The 16,541-nt window shown below is 67.0% G+C and carries 16 protein-coding genes and 2 pseudogenes; 6 read left to right on the top strand and 12 right to left on the bottom strand.

The annotated features are described in order from the left end of the window. From AC2W7M_RS07210 to AC2W7M_RS07190, 5 genes and pseudogenes are all read left to right on the top strand, one after another. Nucleotides 1-382 (top strand): annotated as a pseudogene (locus AC2W7M_RS07210) (P-type conjugative transfer protein TrbL); the annotation flags it as partial. Then, entirely contained in the window at nt 379-1,068 is a 690-nt protein-coding gene (gene trbF, locus AC2W7M_RS07205) for a conjugal transfer protein TrbF (RefSeq protein ID WP_486131266.1), read from the top strand. The pseudogene AC2W7M_RS07210 and the gene trbF, both read left to right, overlap by 4 nt. Further along, a complete protein-coding gene (gene trbG, locus AC2W7M_RS07200; protein ID WP_486131264.1) occupies nt 1,065-2,117 on the top strand; it encodes a P-type conjugative transfer protein TrbG in 1,053 nt (350 codons plus the stop codon). Before trbF ends, trbG begins: the two co-directional genes overlap by 4 nt. Then, a complete protein-coding gene (locus AC2W7M_RS07195; protein WP_486131262.1) occupies nt 2,114-3,361 on the top strand; it encodes a TraB/TrbI/VirB10 family type IV secretion system protein in 1,248 nt (415 codons plus the stop codon). Before trbG ends, AC2W7M_RS07195 begins: the two co-directional genes overlap by 4 nt. A 1-nt stretch (nt 3,362) precedes the next feature. Beyond that, nucleotides 3,363-3,605 (top strand): DUF2274 domain-containing protein, encoded by a 243-nt coding sequence (locus tag AC2W7M_RS07190; RefSeq protein ID WP_486131260.1) that lies wholly within the window; start codon nt 3,363-3,365, stop codon nt 3,603-3,605. On the opposite strand, the gene AC2W7M_RS07185 is transcribed toward AC2W7M_RS07190, so the two are convergent. The 8 genes from AC2W7M_RS07185 to AC2W7M_RS07150 form a co-directional block, all read right to left on the bottom strand. Further along, nucleotides 3,600-4,517, bottom strand: a complete 918-nt coding sequence (locus AC2W7M_RS07185; protein ID WP_486131259.1) for a LysR family transcriptional regulator — start codon at nt 4,515-4,517, stop codon at nt 3,600-3,602. The two genes, AC2W7M_RS07190 and AC2W7M_RS07185, sit on opposite strands and share 6 nt — an antisense overlap. A gap of 16 nt (nt 4,518-4,533) precedes the next feature. Next, nucleotides 4,534-6,174 carry an electron transfer flavoprotein-ubiquinone oxidoreductase gene (locus AC2W7M_RS07180; protein WP_486131257.1) on the bottom strand — a complete coding sequence of 547 codons (1,641 nt, stop codon included), beginning with the start codon at nt 6,172-6,174 and terminating at the stop codon, nt 4,534-4,536. 143 nt (nt 6,175-6,317) lie between these two features. After that, nucleotides 6,318-7,883: a fatty acyl-CoA synthetase gene (locus tag AC2W7M_RS07175; protein WP_486131256.1), complete on the bottom strand. Its 1,566-nt coding sequence runs from the start codon at nt 7,881-7,883 to the stop codon at nt 6,318-6,320. Nucleotides 7,884-7,958: 75 nt separating this feature from the next. Then, nucleotides 7,959-9,098 (bottom strand): acyl-CoA dehydrogenase family protein, encoded by a 1,140-nt coding sequence (locus AC2W7M_RS07170; protein WP_486131254.1) that lies wholly within the window; start codon nt 9,096-9,098, stop codon nt 7,959-7,961. Nucleotides 9,099-9,109: 11 nt separating this feature from the next. After that, complete coding sequence (locus tag AC2W7M_RS07165; protein WP_486131252.1) at nt 9,110-9,934, bottom strand: SDR family NAD(P)-dependent oxidoreductase; 825 nt, start codon at nt 9,932-9,934, stop codon at nt 9,110-9,112. A gap of 14 nt (nt 9,935-9,948) precedes the next feature. Beyond that, nucleotides 9,949-10,368, bottom strand: coding sequence for a MaoC/PaaZ C-terminal domain-containing protein (locus tag AC2W7M_RS07160; RefSeq protein WP_486131250.1), 420 nt, complete (start codon nt 10,366-10,368; stop codon nt 9,949-9,951). A 72-nt stretch (nt 10,369-10,440) separates the two neighbouring features. Then, complete coding sequence (locus AC2W7M_RS07155; protein ID WP_486131248.1) at nt 10,441-10,821, bottom strand: MaoC family dehydratase N-terminal domain-containing protein; 381 nt, start codon at nt 10,819-10,821, stop codon at nt 10,441-10,443. Between the two features lie 8 nt (nt 10,822-10,829). Further along, nucleotides 10,830-12,008: a lipid-transfer protein gene (locus AC2W7M_RS07150; RefSeq protein WP_486131246.1), complete on the bottom strand. Its 1,179-nt coding sequence runs from the start codon at nt 12,006-12,008 to the stop codon at nt 10,830-10,832. A 270-nt stretch (nt 12,009-12,278) separates the two neighbouring features. On the opposite strand from AC2W7M_RS07150, the gene AC2W7M_RS07145 reads away from it, so the two are divergent. After that, the gene (locus tag AC2W7M_RS07145) at nt 12,279-12,980 is read left to right on the top strand and encodes a TetR/AcrR family transcriptional regulator (protein WP_486131244.1); all 702 of its coding nucleotides are present in this window, start codon (nt 12,279-12,281) and stop codon (nt 12,978-12,980) included. A gap of 31 nt (nt 12,981-13,011) precedes the next feature. Here the strand turns inward: AC2W7M_RS07145 and AC2W7M_RS07140 are convergent. The 4 genes and pseudogenes from AC2W7M_RS07140 to AC2W7M_RS07125 all read right to left on the bottom strand — a co-directional run. Beyond that, a pseudogene (locus tag AC2W7M_RS07140) lies at nt 13,012-13,997 on the bottom strand (NAD(P)H-dependent flavin oxidoreductase). Between the two features lie 113 nt (nt 13,998-14,110). Then, nucleotides 14,111-14,815: an enoyl-CoA hydratase/isomerase family protein gene (locus AC2W7M_RS07135; RefSeq protein ID WP_486131243.1), complete on the bottom strand. Its 705-nt coding sequence runs from the start codon at nt 14,813-14,815 to the stop codon at nt 14,111-14,113. Between the two features lie 95 nt (nt 14,816-14,910). Then, nucleotides 14,911-16,116, bottom strand: a complete 1,206-nt coding sequence (gene pcaF / locus AC2W7M_RS07130; protein ID WP_486131242.1) for a 3-oxoadipyl-CoA thiolase — start codon at nt 16,114-16,116, stop codon at nt 14,911-14,913. Between the two features lie 47 nt (nt 16,117-16,163). Further along, a partial coding sequence (locus AC2W7M_RS07125; RefSeq protein WP_486131240.1) for a 3-hydroxyacyl-CoA dehydrogenase family protein occupies nt 16,164-16,541 on the bottom strand: 378 nt, incomplete at its 5' end.

Raw genomic sequence — 16,541 nt, 5'->3', positions numbered from 1 at the left:
TGCCGCGCTCTCCGGAACGGCCGCGGCGGCCCGTGCTGGGGCGAGCCTCGCCGGAGGTGCCGCATCCGCCTACAGCACAGGGGCCGCTGGCCAATCTGGGCTGTCCGGCGTCGCAGGAGGTCTCGGCGGCATCGCGCGCGCCGGAGCCACTGCCGCGACCTCTCCCTTGCGCGGTTCAGCTGCCGCGCCGCCGGTCTCCGGAGCCACTGCCACCCCGCCGAGTGCTCCGGCCTCTTCCGGTGATGCCCCCGAATGGGCCCGGCGCATGCGGCGCTCCCAGCAGGTCGCCCACGGCATCCAGACCGCGACCCATGCGGTGCGCTCCGGCGACAGCCATGGCGGCGGCTCCTCCATCTCCCTCTCCGAAAGCGATCGCCCATGACGCCCTTCAAGCGACCATTGGTCCATTACGGCCGCTCCCCCGAACCCGAGACGTCGTATCAGCGCGCGGCCCAGGTCTGGGACGACCGCATCGGCTCCGCCCGTGTCCAGGCGAAGAACTGGCGCCTCATGGCCTTCGGCTGCCTCACGCTTGCGGCCGGCCTCGCCGGCGCCCTGGCCTTTCAGGCGCTGAGCGGCTCAGTGGTCCCCTGGGTCGTTCAGGTGGACAAGCTCGGGCAGGCGCAGGCTGTCGCGCCCGCCGCAGCGGACTATCGCGCCTCGGACCCCCAGATCGCCTTCCACCTCGCCCGCTTTATCGAGGAGGTGCGCAGCATCTCCGCCGATCCCATCATCGTGCGCCAGAACTGGCTCAGGGCCTATGCCTACACCACGCAGGCCGGAGCGATCGCCCTCAACGACTATGCCCGCGCCAACGATCCCTTCGCCCGGGTCGGCAAGCAGCAGGTGGCGGTGGAGGTCTCGAGCGTCATCCGCGCCTCGCCGGACTCCTTCCGCATCGCCTGGACCGAGCGCCGCTACCAGGACGGCAGCCTCGCCGACACCGCCCGCTGGAGCGCCATCCTCACCGTCGTCGTGCAGGCGCCGCGGGATGCCGAGCGCCTGCGAGCCAATCCGCTCGGGATCTACGTCAACGCCATCAACTGGTCGAAGGAGCTCGCACAATGACGACGACCATCCGCATATCCGGGAGGCCGGCTTTCCGGGTCCTCTCGTCTCAGGCTTTTCGTAAATCCGGCTTGCCGCTTCTGCTGATTTGCACCTCTGCGCTCGCCGGCTGCGCCACCTTCGAGAAGCCGCCCGAGATCGAGTATGACGATGCGCCACCTGCCGTCTTCAAGGCCGAGCCGCCGGGACCCGTGCGCATCGTCGAACTGCCGAAGCCCTTGCCGCTGCCTGGCCAGCTGAAGCCGGTGGGCAAGGACGGCAAGGTAGAACCGGAAGCGACCGACCCTGCAGCTCGGGTGAACCAGGCCAATGCCGCGGCCCGCGTCCAGCCGGTGCGCAACGGCTTCATCAATTCCATGCAGGTCTATCCCTTCGTGGAGGGCGCCCTCTATCAGGTCTATGCCGCGCCCGGGCAGGTCACCGACATTGCCCTACAGCCCGGCGAGCAACTGGTGGGGGCGGGGCCCGTGGCCGCCGGCGACACGGTGCGCTGGATCATCGGCGATACCGAGAGCGGGGCAGCGGGCGGGAAGCAAGTCCACATCCTGGTGAAGCCCACGCGGCCGGACCTCACCACGAACCTCGTCATCAACACCAATCTGCGCACCTATCACATGGAGTTGCGCTCCACCGAGAAGACCTACATGGCCTCGGTCTCCTGGCAGTACCCGCAGGACCAGCTCATCGCGCTCAGACGCCAGAATGCCGAGGCGGCAGTCGTGCAACCCGTTGCCACCGGCATCGACCTCACCAAAGTGAACTTCCGCTATGAGGTGACAGGTGACCGGGCGCCGTGGCGACCGCTGCGCGCCTTCGACGATGGCCAGCAGGTATTCATCGAGTTTCCCCGAGGAATCGCCCAGGGCGAGATGCCGCCGCTGTTCGTGGTCGGCCCGCAGGGTGACACGCCCGAGCTCGTCAACTATCGCGTGCGCGGCAATTACATGATCGTCGACCGCCTGTTTGCCGCGGCCGAGTTGCGCTTCGGCGCCGACAAGGATCAGAAGCGCGTGCGCATCTCCCGAACCGACGGGAGGCAGGTCCTGTGAGCGGCATCGATTCCGGGAAGGAGAAAGGGCCGGGACCGGCCAGTGATGCCGGCACCCGGCCGCTGACAGGGGAGGCTGTGGCGGCCATGCGGCTGCGGCCGGAGCCGCCACGGGTGACCCGCCTGTCCCGCAAGGTGCTGGCGGGGCTGGGGCTGGTTGCCGGGCTCGGGATCGGTGGAGCGTTGATCTACGCCCTTCAGGCGCGGAAAGACCACGGACCCGGCCAGGAACTCTACGCCACCGACGTCAAGGCGACCCCGGACGGGCTCGCCGGCCTGCCGAAGGACTACACCGGCATCCCGAAGCTGGGGCCGCCGCTGCCTGGCGACCTCGGCCGGCCGATCCTCAATGCCCAGACCGCAGCGCAGCCGCCGATCCCGGCGATGGGAGGCATGCCCAATCCCGCTTTGAGCCCTGAGGAGCAGCGCCAGCAGCAGGAGGGCGAGGCCGCCCGGACCGGACGGCTGTTCGCCCAGACCAACACGCGGCCGGCCAGCACCGTCGCGGCACAACAGGTAAGCGCGGCGTCGGCAATGACGGCGGCACCTGTCCCGGATCTGACCTCCCTTGGTCTTGCCCCGCCGGCAGCGACACCGACGGCCCAGGAGCGGCAGACGGCCTTCCTCAACCAGGCGGTGGACCGACGCACTATGTCGCCCGATCGCGTGGCCGCTCCGGCCTCGGCCAACATCCTGCAGGCCGGCGCCGTCATCCCAGCGGCACTGATCACCGGTATCCGATCCGACCTACCGGGTCAGATCACCGCCCAGGTCACCGAGAATATCCATGACAGCCCGACCGGCCGGATCCTCCTGATTCCGCAGGGCACCCGCATCGTCGGCCAATATGACAACGGCGTCGGCTTCGGTCAGCGCCGGGTGCTCCTTCTCTGGAACCGGCTGATCTTCCCCAATGGCCGCTCCATCGTGCTGGAGCGCCAGCCTGGAGCCGACGCCGAAGGCTATGCCGGTCTCGAAGATGGTGTCGACTATCACTGGGGCGAGCTGTTCAAGGCCGCTGTGCTCTCCACCATCCTGAGCGTCGGGGCGAGCGCAGGCACGTCCGGCAGCGACAGCGACCTTGCGAGCGCCCTGAGGGAAGGCGCATCCGACAGCATCAGCCAGACCGGCCGACAGATCGTCCAGCGCCAGCTCAACATCGCGCCGACACTGACCATCCGGCCGGGATACCCGGTGCGGGTCATCGTCACGCGCGACCTCGTTCTCGAACCCTATGGAGGCTGACATGCCGAAGCTGAAGCTCACCGAGATCCTCGACGAGAAGCCGGTGAAGGTGACCGTGGAGCTGCCTGCGAAGCTCCACCGCGATCTTGTCGCGTATGCGCAGGTGCTGGGCGGAGAGACGGGGAACCCGATCACCGATCCGGTCAGGCTGATCGCGCCCATGCTGGAGCGGTTCATCGCGACGGATCGGGGATTCGCGAAGGCGCGACGGACCAGGGACGGGGAGGAAAGCCGACCGCTATGAGGACGAGCTCTCCGAGCTGCTCATCGTCCGAGCCAAGCTGAGCAAAGTCCGGGCGGCTGGGTTGCCGTTCTTTGGAGAGGCGATGGCAAAGAAGGGCAAGATTTCTCCGGCGATGGGCCGGTAGGTGACACCCGGGATAGAAATAGCCGTCTCCGACGCCAGCATGGGTGCGACGCCAGAGCGTGAAGCGACGAGACCCAAGAGGCGATAGCGCCCGATGCTCTGTATCAGGAACCGAGGCCGGCGCCCAATTTCGCTCAGCCGGAGGCTGAGATACTCGCGGACTTCATCGCCTGGGCCACCTGGACGTACTAGAAAAGCTTCGTGCGCGAGGTCTTTCCAGCTCAGCTCATTCTTGGCGCTCAATGGATGCGCATTCCAGATCGCCGCGAATACACGCTCGTGCCAAAGCTCGTGAGCGTCATATGGGTGTGGTAGCCGATTCCCGATTGTGAAAGCCACGTCCAGCTGTGATTTGTTGATCGACAGCAGGTGATGTGCCGCCGAGCCCTCGTGGAACGAGACCTCAACATTCGGATACTTGTCGTCGTAGGCAGCGAACAGCCGCGAGACGAAGCCTGAGGCGATGGAGGAGAATAGTCCCACTCTCAGATGACCCGTCTCCGAGCGGCCGATGGCTCCCACCTCCCTTGCGCCTTCGTCCAACTGGCTCAATGCCGATCGCGCTCGGGCGAGGAAGCGCTGCCCAGCCAACGTAAGAGTAACCCCGCCCGAATGCCGAATGAACAGGGATGCACCGATCTGATCTTCCAGGTCGCGGATGCGGCGACTGACAGCTGATTCTTGAATCTGAAGACCATCCGCCGCTTTCCGAAAGCTACCAAGGTCGGCGGCAACGGCGAAAGTCCGGAGATGTCGTAATTCGAAGCGCAATTCTGTTTGCCGCTTCATCGTTTTGATGCGCCCCTCACATATTTGGATAGTTCGGCCCGCCGCCGCCCTCGGGCGCCGTCCAGGTGATGTTCTGGTTCGGGTCCTTGATGTCGCAGGTCTTGCAGTGGACGCAGTTCTGCGCGTTGATCTGGAAGCGCGGCGCGTCCGCCCCCTCCTCGATCCACTCATAGACGCCCGCCGGGCAGTAGCGGTTGGACGGGCCGGCATAGATGTCGTGCTCGGAGGCCTTCTGCAGGGCCATGTCCTTCACCACCAGATGCACCTGCTGGTTCTCCTCGTGGTTGGTGCTCGACAGGAACACCGAGGAGAGCTTGTCGAAGGTCAGCACCCCGTCCGGCCGCGGATAGGCGATCTTCTTGCACTCCTTGGCCGGCTTGAGGGACGCCGCGTCGGTCTTGCCGTGCTTCAGCGTGCCGAACAGCGAGAAGCCGAACGTGTTGGTCCACATGTCCAGCGCGCCCAGCGGGATGCCGAGGAAGGTGCCGAACCGCGACCACAGGGGCTTCATGTTGCGGACCTTCCTCAGGTCCGCGCCGATGGCCGAGGCCCGCCACGCCGCCTCGTAGCTGGAAAGCTCGTCGTGGCTGCGCTCCGCCGCCAGCGCGTCGAGCAGATGGTCGGCGGCCAGCATGCCCGAGAGCACCGCATTGTGGCTGCCCTTGATGCGCGGCACGTTCACGAAGCCGGCTGCGCAGCCCACCAGCACGCCGCCGGGGAACGACAGCTTCGGCACGCTCTGGTAGCCGCCCTCGGTGATGGCGCGCGCGCCATAGGCGATGCGCTTGCCGCCCTCGAAGGTGTCGCGGAAGATCGGGTGGGTCTTGAACCGCTGGAACTCGTCGAACGGAGAGAGCCAGGGGTTCTGGTAGTTGAGGTGGACCACGAAGCCCACCACCACCTGCTCGTCGTCGATATGGTAGAGGAAGGCGCCGCCGCCGGTCTTGGAATCCAGAGGCCAGCCGAAGGCGTGCTGGACGAGGCCGGGCTTGTGCTTCTCCGGCTTCACCTTCCACAATTCCTTGAGCCCGATGCCGAATTTCGGCACGTCGCGGCCCTCGCCCAGTCCGTATTTGGCGATGATCTGCTTGGTGAGGTGACCGCGCGCGCCCTCGGCGAACACGGTGTAGCGGCCGCGCAGCTCCATGCCGCGGGTGAACTCGGCCTTCATCTCGCCTTGCCTGTCGACGCCCATGTCGCCGGTGGCGATGCCGGTCACAGCGCCCTTGTCGTCATACAGGATCTCGTCGGCGGCGAAGCCGGGATAGATCTCGACGCCGAGCGCCTCGGCCTTCTGGGCGAGGAAGCGGCAGACGTTGCCGAGCGAGCCGACATAATTGCCGTGGTTGTTCATCAGCGGCGGCATGGCGAAATTGGGCAGCTTCACCCCGCCGGCCGGGCCGAGCAGCCAGAAATGGTCGTCCGTGACCTCGACCGAGAGCGGCGCATCCGCCTCCTCGCGCCAGCCGGGGACGAGGGCATCGAGCCCCACCGGGTCGATCACCGCGCCGGAGAGGATGTGGGCGCCCACCTCGGAGCCCTTCTCCACCACCACGACGGAGACCTCGGACCCCCGCTCGGCCGCCTGCTGCTTCAGACGGATGGCGGTCGCAAGCCCAGCAGGCCCGGCCCCGACCACCACCACGTCGTAATCCATCCCCTCGCGCTCACAGAGCTGAATGGCCTCCAAGCTATCTAAGCCAACACTCAACATAGCCTCCATGCTGATAACTCAGAGGTCGCCCTAGTACGGTCCGTAGCTAAAAATCGCCAAATATAAATATACTATAAATATACGCGCTACCATCCGTTGTATGTATCTCTCAATTCTCTTTTCAAGAGTTTACCGGCTGTATTTCTTGGCAAGTCAGATCTGAAAATGATTCTTTTCGGGAGCTTGAATGGCGCGAGTAACGTGCGGACATGTCTCAGAAGTTCTGCCTCGTCAATTTGCTCGCCGTCGCGAAGTACGACCACAGCGGTAACGGCTTCGATCCATTTGGGATCGGGCAACCCGATCACCGCGACCTCAAAAACGGCCGGGTGCGTGAACAGTGCCTCTTCCACCTCACGACTGGCCACCATCGTACCGCCGGTCTTGATGACATCCTTGATACGGTCGACGATGGTGATGAAGCCCTCCTCGTCGTAAACGCCGACGTCTCCGGAGTGAAACCAGCCGCCGGCAAAGGCCTCTCGGGTCTCCTCCGGCTTGTCCCAGTAGCCAACCATCAGCTGAGGCGAGCGATGGACGATCTCGCCCTGGACGCCGGGCGGCACATCGCGCATCTGGGCATCCACGATGCGGGTCGCCACATTGAACACAGGCTGTCCGATTGAGGCGGGCCGCCCTTCGCTGTCCTCGGGCCTCAGCACCGAGGCGAGGGGGCCGATCTCGCTCTGGCCGTAGCAGTTGTAGGACCGCATGCCCGGCAGGCGGGCGCGCAACTCCTGCAGCACCGGAACCGGCATGATCGAGGCGCCATAATAGACGTTCCTGAGCGAGGAAAGGTCCCGCTCGCCGAAGTCCGGGGAGCGCAGCAGCGAGATCCAGACGGTGGGCGGCGCGAAGAAGGAGGTGATCCCGCGCTCCTCGATCAGCTGGAGGCAGAGCTCTGGCGCCGGAGCTTCAATCAGGACCGTCATCGCACCGAATAGGAGCTGCGGCATGGTGAAGGCGTGCATCTGGGCGGAATGGTAGAGCGGCAGTGCGGCCAGCGCGCGATCGTCGCGGGAGAAGTCGAGCTCGACTATGGAACTCACATACTCCGCCATGAGGCCGGCGTGGGTCAGCATGGCGCCCTTCGGCGAAGCGGTCGTGCCCGAGGTGTAGAGCAGCTGGGCCACCTCGTCGGCGGAGCTCGGACCATCCACGGGCAAGATCTCGCTCTGCTGCGTGGCCAGCGTGAGGACATCAAACCCGGTCCCGCCGGCAAAGGTTCCGAGCAGGGTGAAGGGGGGTGCCCCGGCCAAGGCCTCCCCCACCTTGGCATCGAGCCCCGGATCGACGATCAGCGCGCTGGCCCCCGACTGCTCCACGATGTAGCGCAGCTCGCGGTCGACCAGCGCGTAGTTGATCGGGACGTGGACGAGGCCGGCGCGCGCGCAGGCGAGCCATAGCAACATATAGGCGTCCGAGTTCCGGCCGTAGGCCCCGACTCGGTCGCCGCGGCGCAGACCGGCGGCTATCAGGCGACCCGCCAGGCGATCCACCGCGGCGTCGAGCTCGGCGAAGGTCCAGTCCCGGTCGGCGAAGCTGAGGGCGATCCGGCCGGGGCTCCGGCGGGCGGTGCGGCGGAAGGCGTCGGCGATGGTGTTGCCGCGAGCGGCGGCAGCCATTGCAGCCAGGGTGTTCTCCTCGGACATGGGTTCCTCCTGATGGGTCAGCCCTCTGCTTGCTGCAGATTGTGGGACACTGAAGTTTGAAAACGAGAACAGAGGCTAGAGGCTACGGGAGATCAATTCCTTCATGATCTCATTGGTGCCGCCGTAGATCTTCTGGACCCGGCTGTCCGCCCACAGGCGGGCGATCGGATATTCGAGCATGTAGCCGTAGCCACCGAATATCTGCAGGCAGGCATCGACGATCTCGCATTGCTTCTCGGTGGCCCACCATTTCGCCATCGCGACGGTCGGCACGTCGAGCTGTCCTACGGCGAACCTTGCCACGCAATCCTCGACGAAAACCCGGCCGATCCGCGCCTCCGTCGCCACCTCCGCGAGGCGGAAGGCGGTGTTCTGGAAGCTGATGATCGGTTTACCGAAAGCGGTGCGTTCCTTGGCGTAGGCACGGGCCAGGTCCACTGCGCGGTCGATGAAGCCAATGGCGCCGAGGGCGATCATCAGCCGCTCATAGGGAAGCTGCTCCATCAGCTGCGCGAAGCCCTGCCCCTCTTCGGCTCCGATGAGGTTGGCAACCGGAATGCGGGCGTCATCGAAGAACAGCTCGGCCGTATCCTGGGCCTTCTGCCCGACCTTCTCCAGGTTGCGCCCGCGCCGGAACCCCGCGAGATCGGACGTCTCTGCGCCGATCAGCGAGACGCCCTTCGCCCCCGTGCCGCCGGTGTTGGTCACCATCATCACGAAGTCGGCGTTGATGCCGTTGGAGATGAAGATCTTGGAGCCGGTGAGCCGGTAGTGGTCGCCGTCGCGCACCGCGCGGGTGCGTATCGCCTTCAGGTCGGAGCCGGTGCCCGGCTCCGTCATGCCGATCGCGCCGATGTAGTCTCCGCTGGCCAGCTTCGGCAGCCAGCGCGCCTTCTGGTCCTCGCTGCCATAGGCGAGCACGTAGTGCGCTGCGATCAGGTGCACATGAAGGCCGAAGCCGGTGATCCCGAGCCGGCCGAGCACGTCGAACACCACCGCGTCATGCTCGATGCCCCCGCCGCTCCCGCCATAGGCCTCCGGCAGGGAGACGCCAAGGATCCCGGCCTCGCCTGCCTTGCGCCAGAAGTCGCGGGGCACCGCCCGTGCCTTCTCCCATTCTGCCTCGTGGGGCAGGTATTCGGCTTCGAAGAAGCGGGTCACGCTCTCCTCGAGGATGGAGAGCTCCTCGTTCCACCAGATGGGCCGGTTGCGCATGCTCTTCTCCCTCAGAACGACATGCCGCCGCCGACGATCACCACCTGACCGCTGACGTAGTTGGATTCCGGAATGCAGAAGAGATAGATGCCGTCGGCGGCATCCTCGGGCGTGCCGGCGTGGCCGAGCGGAATCATGCCCTTGAAGGCCTGGGCGACGTTGGCGGGGACGCCGACGGCCACGTCGTGTCCCTCCACGGAGATGGTCTTCTTGGTGTCGCTCGTTTCAGTGAGGCGCGTCTCGATAAAGCCGAAGGCGACGCAATTCACGTTGACGTTGAACCGCCCCCATTCCTTGGAGAGCGCCTTGGTGAGACCGATCACGCCGGACTTCGCCGACGAATAGTTGGCCTGGCCGATATTACCGCCCGTCCCCGCCACCGAAGAGACGTTGACCACCTTGCGGTAGACCGTGCGCCCCTCCGCCGCCTCTTGCGCCGCGCGAGCGCGGATGGGCTCGGCGGCGGCGCGCAGGATGCGGAACGGCGCCTTGAGATGGACGTCGATCATGGCATCGAACTGGGGATCGGTCATCCTCCCAATGAGCGCGTCCCAGGTGTAGCCGGCGTTGTTGACCAGGATGTCGATGTCGCCGAAGGCGTCGAGCCCGGTCTGGATGAACCGCTCGGCGAACCCCTCCTCTGTGACCGAGCCGACCACCGCCACGGCCTCGCCCCCGAGGGCGCGGATCTCCTCCACCACCGCCGCGGCCGGCGCGGCGTCGAGGTCGTTGACCACGACCCGCGCGCCCTCGCGAGCGAGCTTGAGGGCGGTGGCGCGGCCGATGCCACGGCCGGACCCTGTGACGTAGGCGGCCTTGCCTGAAAGCTTGGTCATATCTTGCGTGACCTTCAGATGTAGGGGAGAGCGAGGATGGCGCAGCCGGCGAGCTTCACCTCGCCGTTCTGGTCGGTGACGGAAAGGTCGAGGCGTGCACGGCGTTCGCCATCTACCTCCTCGATCCCAGCGACGACGGCGCGGCAGGTGAGCTGGTCGTGAACGCGGGTGACGGCCACGAACCGGGTGGAGAACGATCGCAGGGCTCCCGTAGGGACGCTTGCGGTCAGAAGCCGGCCCAGCTGCGCCATCACCAGCATGCCCTGGGCGAACACGTCGGGATGGCCCGCCGCACGGGCGAAGTCGATGTCGAGGTGGATCGGGTTGTGATCGCCCGATGCACCGGCGAAGAGGGCGAGCTGGGTGCGGGTGACCGGCGCCAGCTCAAGCGGCGCGAGCGCGTCGCCGGGATGGAGGTCGCGGAGCGGGCTCATGGCGCAACCGTCCGCCGGCGGGCACGATCAGTACCGTGTCGAGATCGGCGACAGGCGCGCCCCTGGCGTCCGTCACCGCTGTTTCCGCACCACGAAGGTCAGCGCGCCGCCCTTCTTCTCGAAGATGTCGGCGACGCGGGCGCGGAAAGTCAGCGGCTCCCCCGCATGGGCCACGCGATGGTAGGAGAAGCCCTGCTCGCCGTGCAGCAGCCAGGCGAAGTCGAGCCCGAGCCGCTCGAAGAAGGCGAAGGGCTGCGGTCCGTCCAGCTCCATGGAGAAGAGGAAGGTGGGCGGCAGGGGCAAGGCGGGATGTCCCGCCGCCCGTGCCGCGGCATCGTCGGTGTAGACGGGGTCGGTCTCGCCGATGGTCCGCACGAAGAAGCGCAGACGTCCCGGTTCGGCCACCACCGTGAAGGGCTCCATCTGGAGCCCGATCAAGGCGCGATCGATCATCAGGGGGCTCAGCCGGCGGCGTAGAGGGTGACGACGCAGGCTCCGCCGACGCCGATATTGTGCTGGAGGGCCACGCGGGCCCCCTCCACCTGCCGCGGGCCCATGGTCCCCCGCAGTTGTCCGGTCAGTTCGAAGCACTGGGCGAGGCCGGTGGCTCCGAGCGGATGTCCCTTGGACAGGAGCCCGCCGGACGGGTTGGTCACCACCTTGCCGCCGTAGGTGTTATCGCCGTCGACGATGAACTTCTCAGCCCCGCCGGGCGGGCAGAAGCCGAGCCCCTCGTAGCTGATCAGCTCGTTGGCCGTGAAGCAATCATGCAGCTCGGCGACGTCCACATCGTCCGGCCCGATCCCGGCCTCCGCGTAGACGGCCGCTGCGGCCTCCGCCGTCATGTCGTAGCCGACCACCTTCATCATGTCGCGGTCGGCGAAGGTGGAGGGGCGATCGGTGGTCATCGCCTGGGCGACAATGGCGACCCGGTCGTCGATGCCGTGGCGCCGCGCGAACTCCGGCGAGACCAGGATTGCCGCTGCCGCGCCGCAGGTGGGCGGGCAGCACTGCAGGCGGGTCAGCAGGCTCGTGACCGGCGGAGACGCCAGCACCTCCTCGACGCTCACCTCCTTGCGGAAGATGGCCCGGTCGTTGGCGACGGCATGGCGGCTGGCCTTGGCGCGGACCATGGCGAAGGTTTCGTTCCGGGTGCCGTACCGGCGCTGGTGCTCGATCCCGGCGCCGCCGAACATCTTCGGCGCCATGGGCACGTCGCCGTCATAGCCGATCTCGTCGGTGAGGCGGTTGAAGAGCTCCAGCGCACCGGGCCGGTCGGTCCAGTGCTCCACCAGCGCGCCCGGCCGCATCTGCTCGAACCCGAAGGCAAGGGCGCAGTCCACGCGGCCGGACGCCACGGCGTTGCGGGCGAGCCAGAGGGCGGTGGAGCCGGTGGCGCAATTGTTGTTCACGTTGACCACGGGGATGCCGGCCATGCCGACGCCGTAGAGGGCACGCTGTCCGCTGGTGGAATCACCGTAGACGTAGCCGGCATAGGCCTCGCGCACCGCGTCGAGACCGAGCCCCGCTTGCGCGAGGGCGGCGGAGATCGCTTCCACGGCCATGTCCGTATAGGCCGGACTCTCGGTGGGCTTGACGAAACGGGTCATCCCGACCCCGGCAACGACGACCTTGTCCATCTTGCAGTGCTTCTCCCTTCGACGACGAGAAAGGCGGGACATGTCCCTGCCGCAGCTGACGCGACGAAGCGCGGGCCCGGCCTGGAGCAGCCGCGTCTCGCGGACGCCTCCCGTTTCGGCTGTCTTCGCATTGGCGGGCCAAGGTGCCCCGACCGCCAGTGGTTGCAGCCCATTGCATAAATGTATCCCACTGGTGGGTTACATTGTCAATCGCGTGAAATCGGGTAGTTTTCGGCCTCGTTGTTGGACACAGATGAGGGAATCGACGGGATGGTCGATTGGAAGGGACATCGCGGTGCTGAAAGGCGTCGCGAAGCCGGGGGCGCGCTCACCGAAGACAGGCGCGAAGACTCCCGGCGCGCCAAGCGCATGTCGGTCCTGCTGACGGGGGCCCGCCTGTTCAATGAGCGTGGCTATGACCAGACCAAGCTGGAAGACATCGCGGCAGAGCTCAATGTATCGAAGAGAACCCTTTATTATTACATCAAGAACAAGGATGACATCCTGGCCCAGTGCAACACGATGGCCTATGAAACGCTGTTGCCGACATTGGCCATCTGCGCCAACCATGCCGTCCCGCCACTCGAACGCATTCGCCTCCTCATGTTGGCCTATGCGCGGGCGCTAACCCACGACTACGGAGCATGCCTTGTCCTGACGCGCGAAAACACAGTTGGCAGCGAGAGCTTTGCCGCCCTTCGTGAGATCCGCCGCCGCCTCGACCGGGTGCTGCGAGATCTGGTGGAGGAAGGGATCGCGGACGGTACCATCGCATCATGTGAGCCGAGCTACGCATCGGCGGCCCTGTTTGGTGCGTTCAACTGGTTGCCCCACTGGCGCGCGGCCTCGAAGAAGCCCTCCTATGAGGAGATCGGCGCTATGTTTCTGCGACTGTTCTTCGACGGACTGCGTTTCCCCCTCGCTAGCACGCAGGTTCTGCACCCCGGCGCCACAGGTGGAGAGCCCGGCTGAGCGTCGGGCCCGCCCCGGTATCGGCCCCGCCTCAGCCGTTCGCTGTGACCATCCGCGCCATGCGCGCGGTGATCGCGCTCTCCGCGTCGGCGACGATCCGCTCCACGAGATCGCGGCAGGTGGGGACGTCGCGAATGAGGCCCTGGACCTGTCCGGCCCAGATCAGCCCAGCATCGAGGTTTCCGGTCTCCAGCGCCTCCCGGCCCCGCGCGCCGGAAACCAGCGGCCGGATGTCTTCGAACACAGTGTCCGGCACCTGGGACATCTCGACCACCCGCTCCGAGACACTGTTGCGCGCCACGCGCCCGGTGTTCTTGAACCTGCGGAAAATGAGGTTGGTCGCCCGCTCGTCGTTCGCGACGAGGAAGTCCTTCACGTTCTGATGGATCGGCGCCTCGACCGTCGCACAGAAGCGGGTGCCCATGTTGATGCCGTCGCGCCGAGCGCGAGCGCTGCCGCAAGGCCCCGCCCGTCGCCGAACCCGCCGCTCGCGATGACCGGGATGGATACCGCGTCGACGGCAGCGGGAATGAGGACGAGGCCGGGGACGTCCTCCTCGCCCGGGTGGCCGGCGCATTCGAAGCCGTCAATGGAGATGGCGTCCACCCCCATCCGCTGCGCGGCCACGGCGTGGCGGACCGCAGTGCATTTGTGAATAACGGTGATGCCGTGCGCCTTGAACTCCTCCACGTGCTCCTGCGGCTTGTGACCAGCGGTCTCTACGATCCTCACCCCACTGTCGATGATGGCCCTGCGGTAGTCCCGATAGGGAGGCGGGTTCACCGACGGCAGGATGGTCAGGTTCACGCCGAACGGCGCATCGGTCATAGTCCGGCAGCGGTCGATCTCCCTGCGGAGGTCGTCCGGTGTCGGCTGGGTCAGAGCGGTCAGGACGCCCAGACCGCCGGCATTGGAGACTGCGCTGGCCATTTCTGCGCGACCGACCCACATCATTCCGCCTTGCATGACAGGATGACGGATCCCGGTCAGCTCCGTAAAACGCGTTCGCAACGACATCACGATGCCTCCGATGCCAATGCCTCAGCTGGTCCGCGCGCGCGCGAAGTCGGGCTTCCGCTTGTCGAGGAAGGCCCGGATGCCCTCGCGGCATTCCCCCGACTTGGAGGCCGTCACCACCGACCGCGCTTCCCGCTCCAACTGCTGTTCAAGGGGAGAATTGAAGCTTTCCACCAGCAGCCCGCGGGTAAGGCCGATCGCGCCTGTGGGCGCCTCGACCAGCGTTCGCACATAACGCTCGCGCTCGGCATCGAGCTCGGCGTCCTCCACCGCGCGGTGATGAGCCCGATCGCCTCCGCTTCCGCTGCCGGCACCCGACGGTTGGTGAGCAGCATCTCCTGGGCGCGACGCACGCCGATGAGGCGGGGCAAATGCCAGGACGTGCCGACGTCCGGGCTCAAGCCAATGTTCACATAGCCGGCAGAGAAATGCGCGGACTTCGCGGCGATGACGATATCGCCGGCGGAGGCCAAGCTGAGGCCGGCACCAGCCGCCGGGCCGTTGACCACGACGAGCAGGGGCTTCGGCATCCGCATGAAGCGGGTGACCGACATGTGGAGGACGCCGGCGACCTCACTGAAGAAGGCGGAGATGGAATCGCCCGAGCCGATGAAGGCATCGATGTCGCCGCCAGCGCAGAACAGGCGCCCCGCGCCGGTGAGCACGACGCAGCGGATGGTCTCGTCCTGGTCGCAGCGGATCGCCGCTTCAAGCAACTCCCGCGCGAGCGGCATGTCGAGGGCGTTGCCGGAAGCGGGGCGGTTTAGCGTGAGGGTGGCGACACCACCCTCAATGGACACGAGCAGCGGCTTGGTCATCGGGTTTCCTCCTTTGTAGATGGCTCGGCAGCAGCGCGTTGCGGCAGCTGGTCATCCGATGGTTGCGAACGGGGGCGGGGAGCTTGCCGGCCGGCTCACACGCGTTCGATGATTGTTGCGATGCCCTGACCGACGCCGATGCACATGGTGGCGAGGGCGTAGCGGCCACCGGTCTCCTCGAGCTGGTGGAGCGCGGTGGTGACGAGGCGGGCGCCGGACATGCCGAGGGGATGGCCGAGGGCGATGGCCCCGCCATTGGGGTTCACATGGTCGGCGTCGTCCGGCAGGCCGAGGTCGCGCAGCACCGCGAGCCCCTGCGAGGCAAACGCCTCGTTGAGCTCGATCACGTCCATGTCGGCGAGGCCGAGGCCGGTCAGGGCCAGCACCTTGCGGGTCGCCGGCGCGGGCCCCATGCCCATGATGCGCGGTGGCACGCCGGCGGTGGCCATGCCGACGATCCGGGCCCGGGGCGTGAGGCCGTGGGCGCGAGCGGCGGCCTCCGAGGCGAGGATCACGGCGCAGGCGCCGTCATTGACGCCGGAGGCATTGCCCGCGGTCACCGTGCCGTCAGGCCGCACCACGCCCTTCAGCTTCGCCAGCTGCTCCAGCGTGGTCTCGGGGCGGGGGTGCTCATCGGTATCGATGAGCTTGGGATCGCCCTTCTTCTGCGGGATGGAGACCGGCACGATCTCGCGGGCGAAGCGACCGGAGGCCTGGGCCCGGCCGGCCCGCTGCTGGCTGCGCAGGGCGAAGGCGTCCTGGTCGGCGCGCGAGACCTGGAAGTCCTGCGCCACGTTCTCCGCGGTCTCCGGCATGGAATCGACACCGTGCATCGCCTTCATGACGGCGTTCACGAAGCGCCAGCCGATGGTCGTGTCCTCGATCTTCGCGGCGCGGGAGAAGGCGCTGTCCGCCTTGCCCATGACGAAGGGCGCGCGGCTCATGCTCTCCACCCCGCCGGCGATCATCAGCCCGGTCTCGCCGGCTTTGATGGCGCGGGCGGCGGTGCCGATGGCGTCCATGCCCGAGCCGCAGAGGCGGTTGATCGTCGAGCCCGGCACCTCCACGGGCAGCTTTGCCAGCAGCGCCGCCATGCGGGCGACATTGCGGTTGTCCTCGCCGGCCTGGTTGGCGCAACCGAGGATCACGTCGTCGATGGCGCCCCAGTCCACCGACGGGTTGCGGGCCATCAGGGCCGTGATCGGCACTGCGGCGAGGTCGTCGGCCCGCACCGGGGACAGGGCGCCGCCGTAGCGCCCGACGGGTGTGCGGATGGCATCGCAGATGAAGGCTTCGGTCATGGCATCAGGCCGCAGGCGGCCCCTCCTCGACGGCCTAGAGGCCGAGATCAGTGTGCGGACGCCCCGGCGTCCAGTTCGGCATGGAGCGTGCGGCCGGCGGCGACGCGCCGGCGCAGGAACTGGGAGGCCCGGTAGCGGTCGTCGCCATAGGCCGCCTGCAGCGCCTCCAATGCGGCGAGGATGCGGGCGGGGCCCACCTGGTCGGCCCAGGCGAGCGGGCCGCGCGGATAGTTCACGCCGAACGTCATGGCCCGGTCGATGTCAGCGGGCGAGGCCACTCCCATGAGCGCCGCCTCCGCCGCCTCGTTGGCGAGCATGGCCACGGTGCGCAGCACCACGAGGCCGGGCGCGTCATCAACGGCCGACACCGTCTTGCCGATGGCCTGGAACCAGCCCAGCGGCGACCGCCGCAGCGCCGGCCGGCG

The organism is Xanthobacter sp. BG11Y11_SDJG, assembly GCF_057364445.1.
The sequence above is the reverse complement of the archived record's forward strand: the minus strand, read 5'-3'. Positions and strand labels throughout refer to the sequence as shown.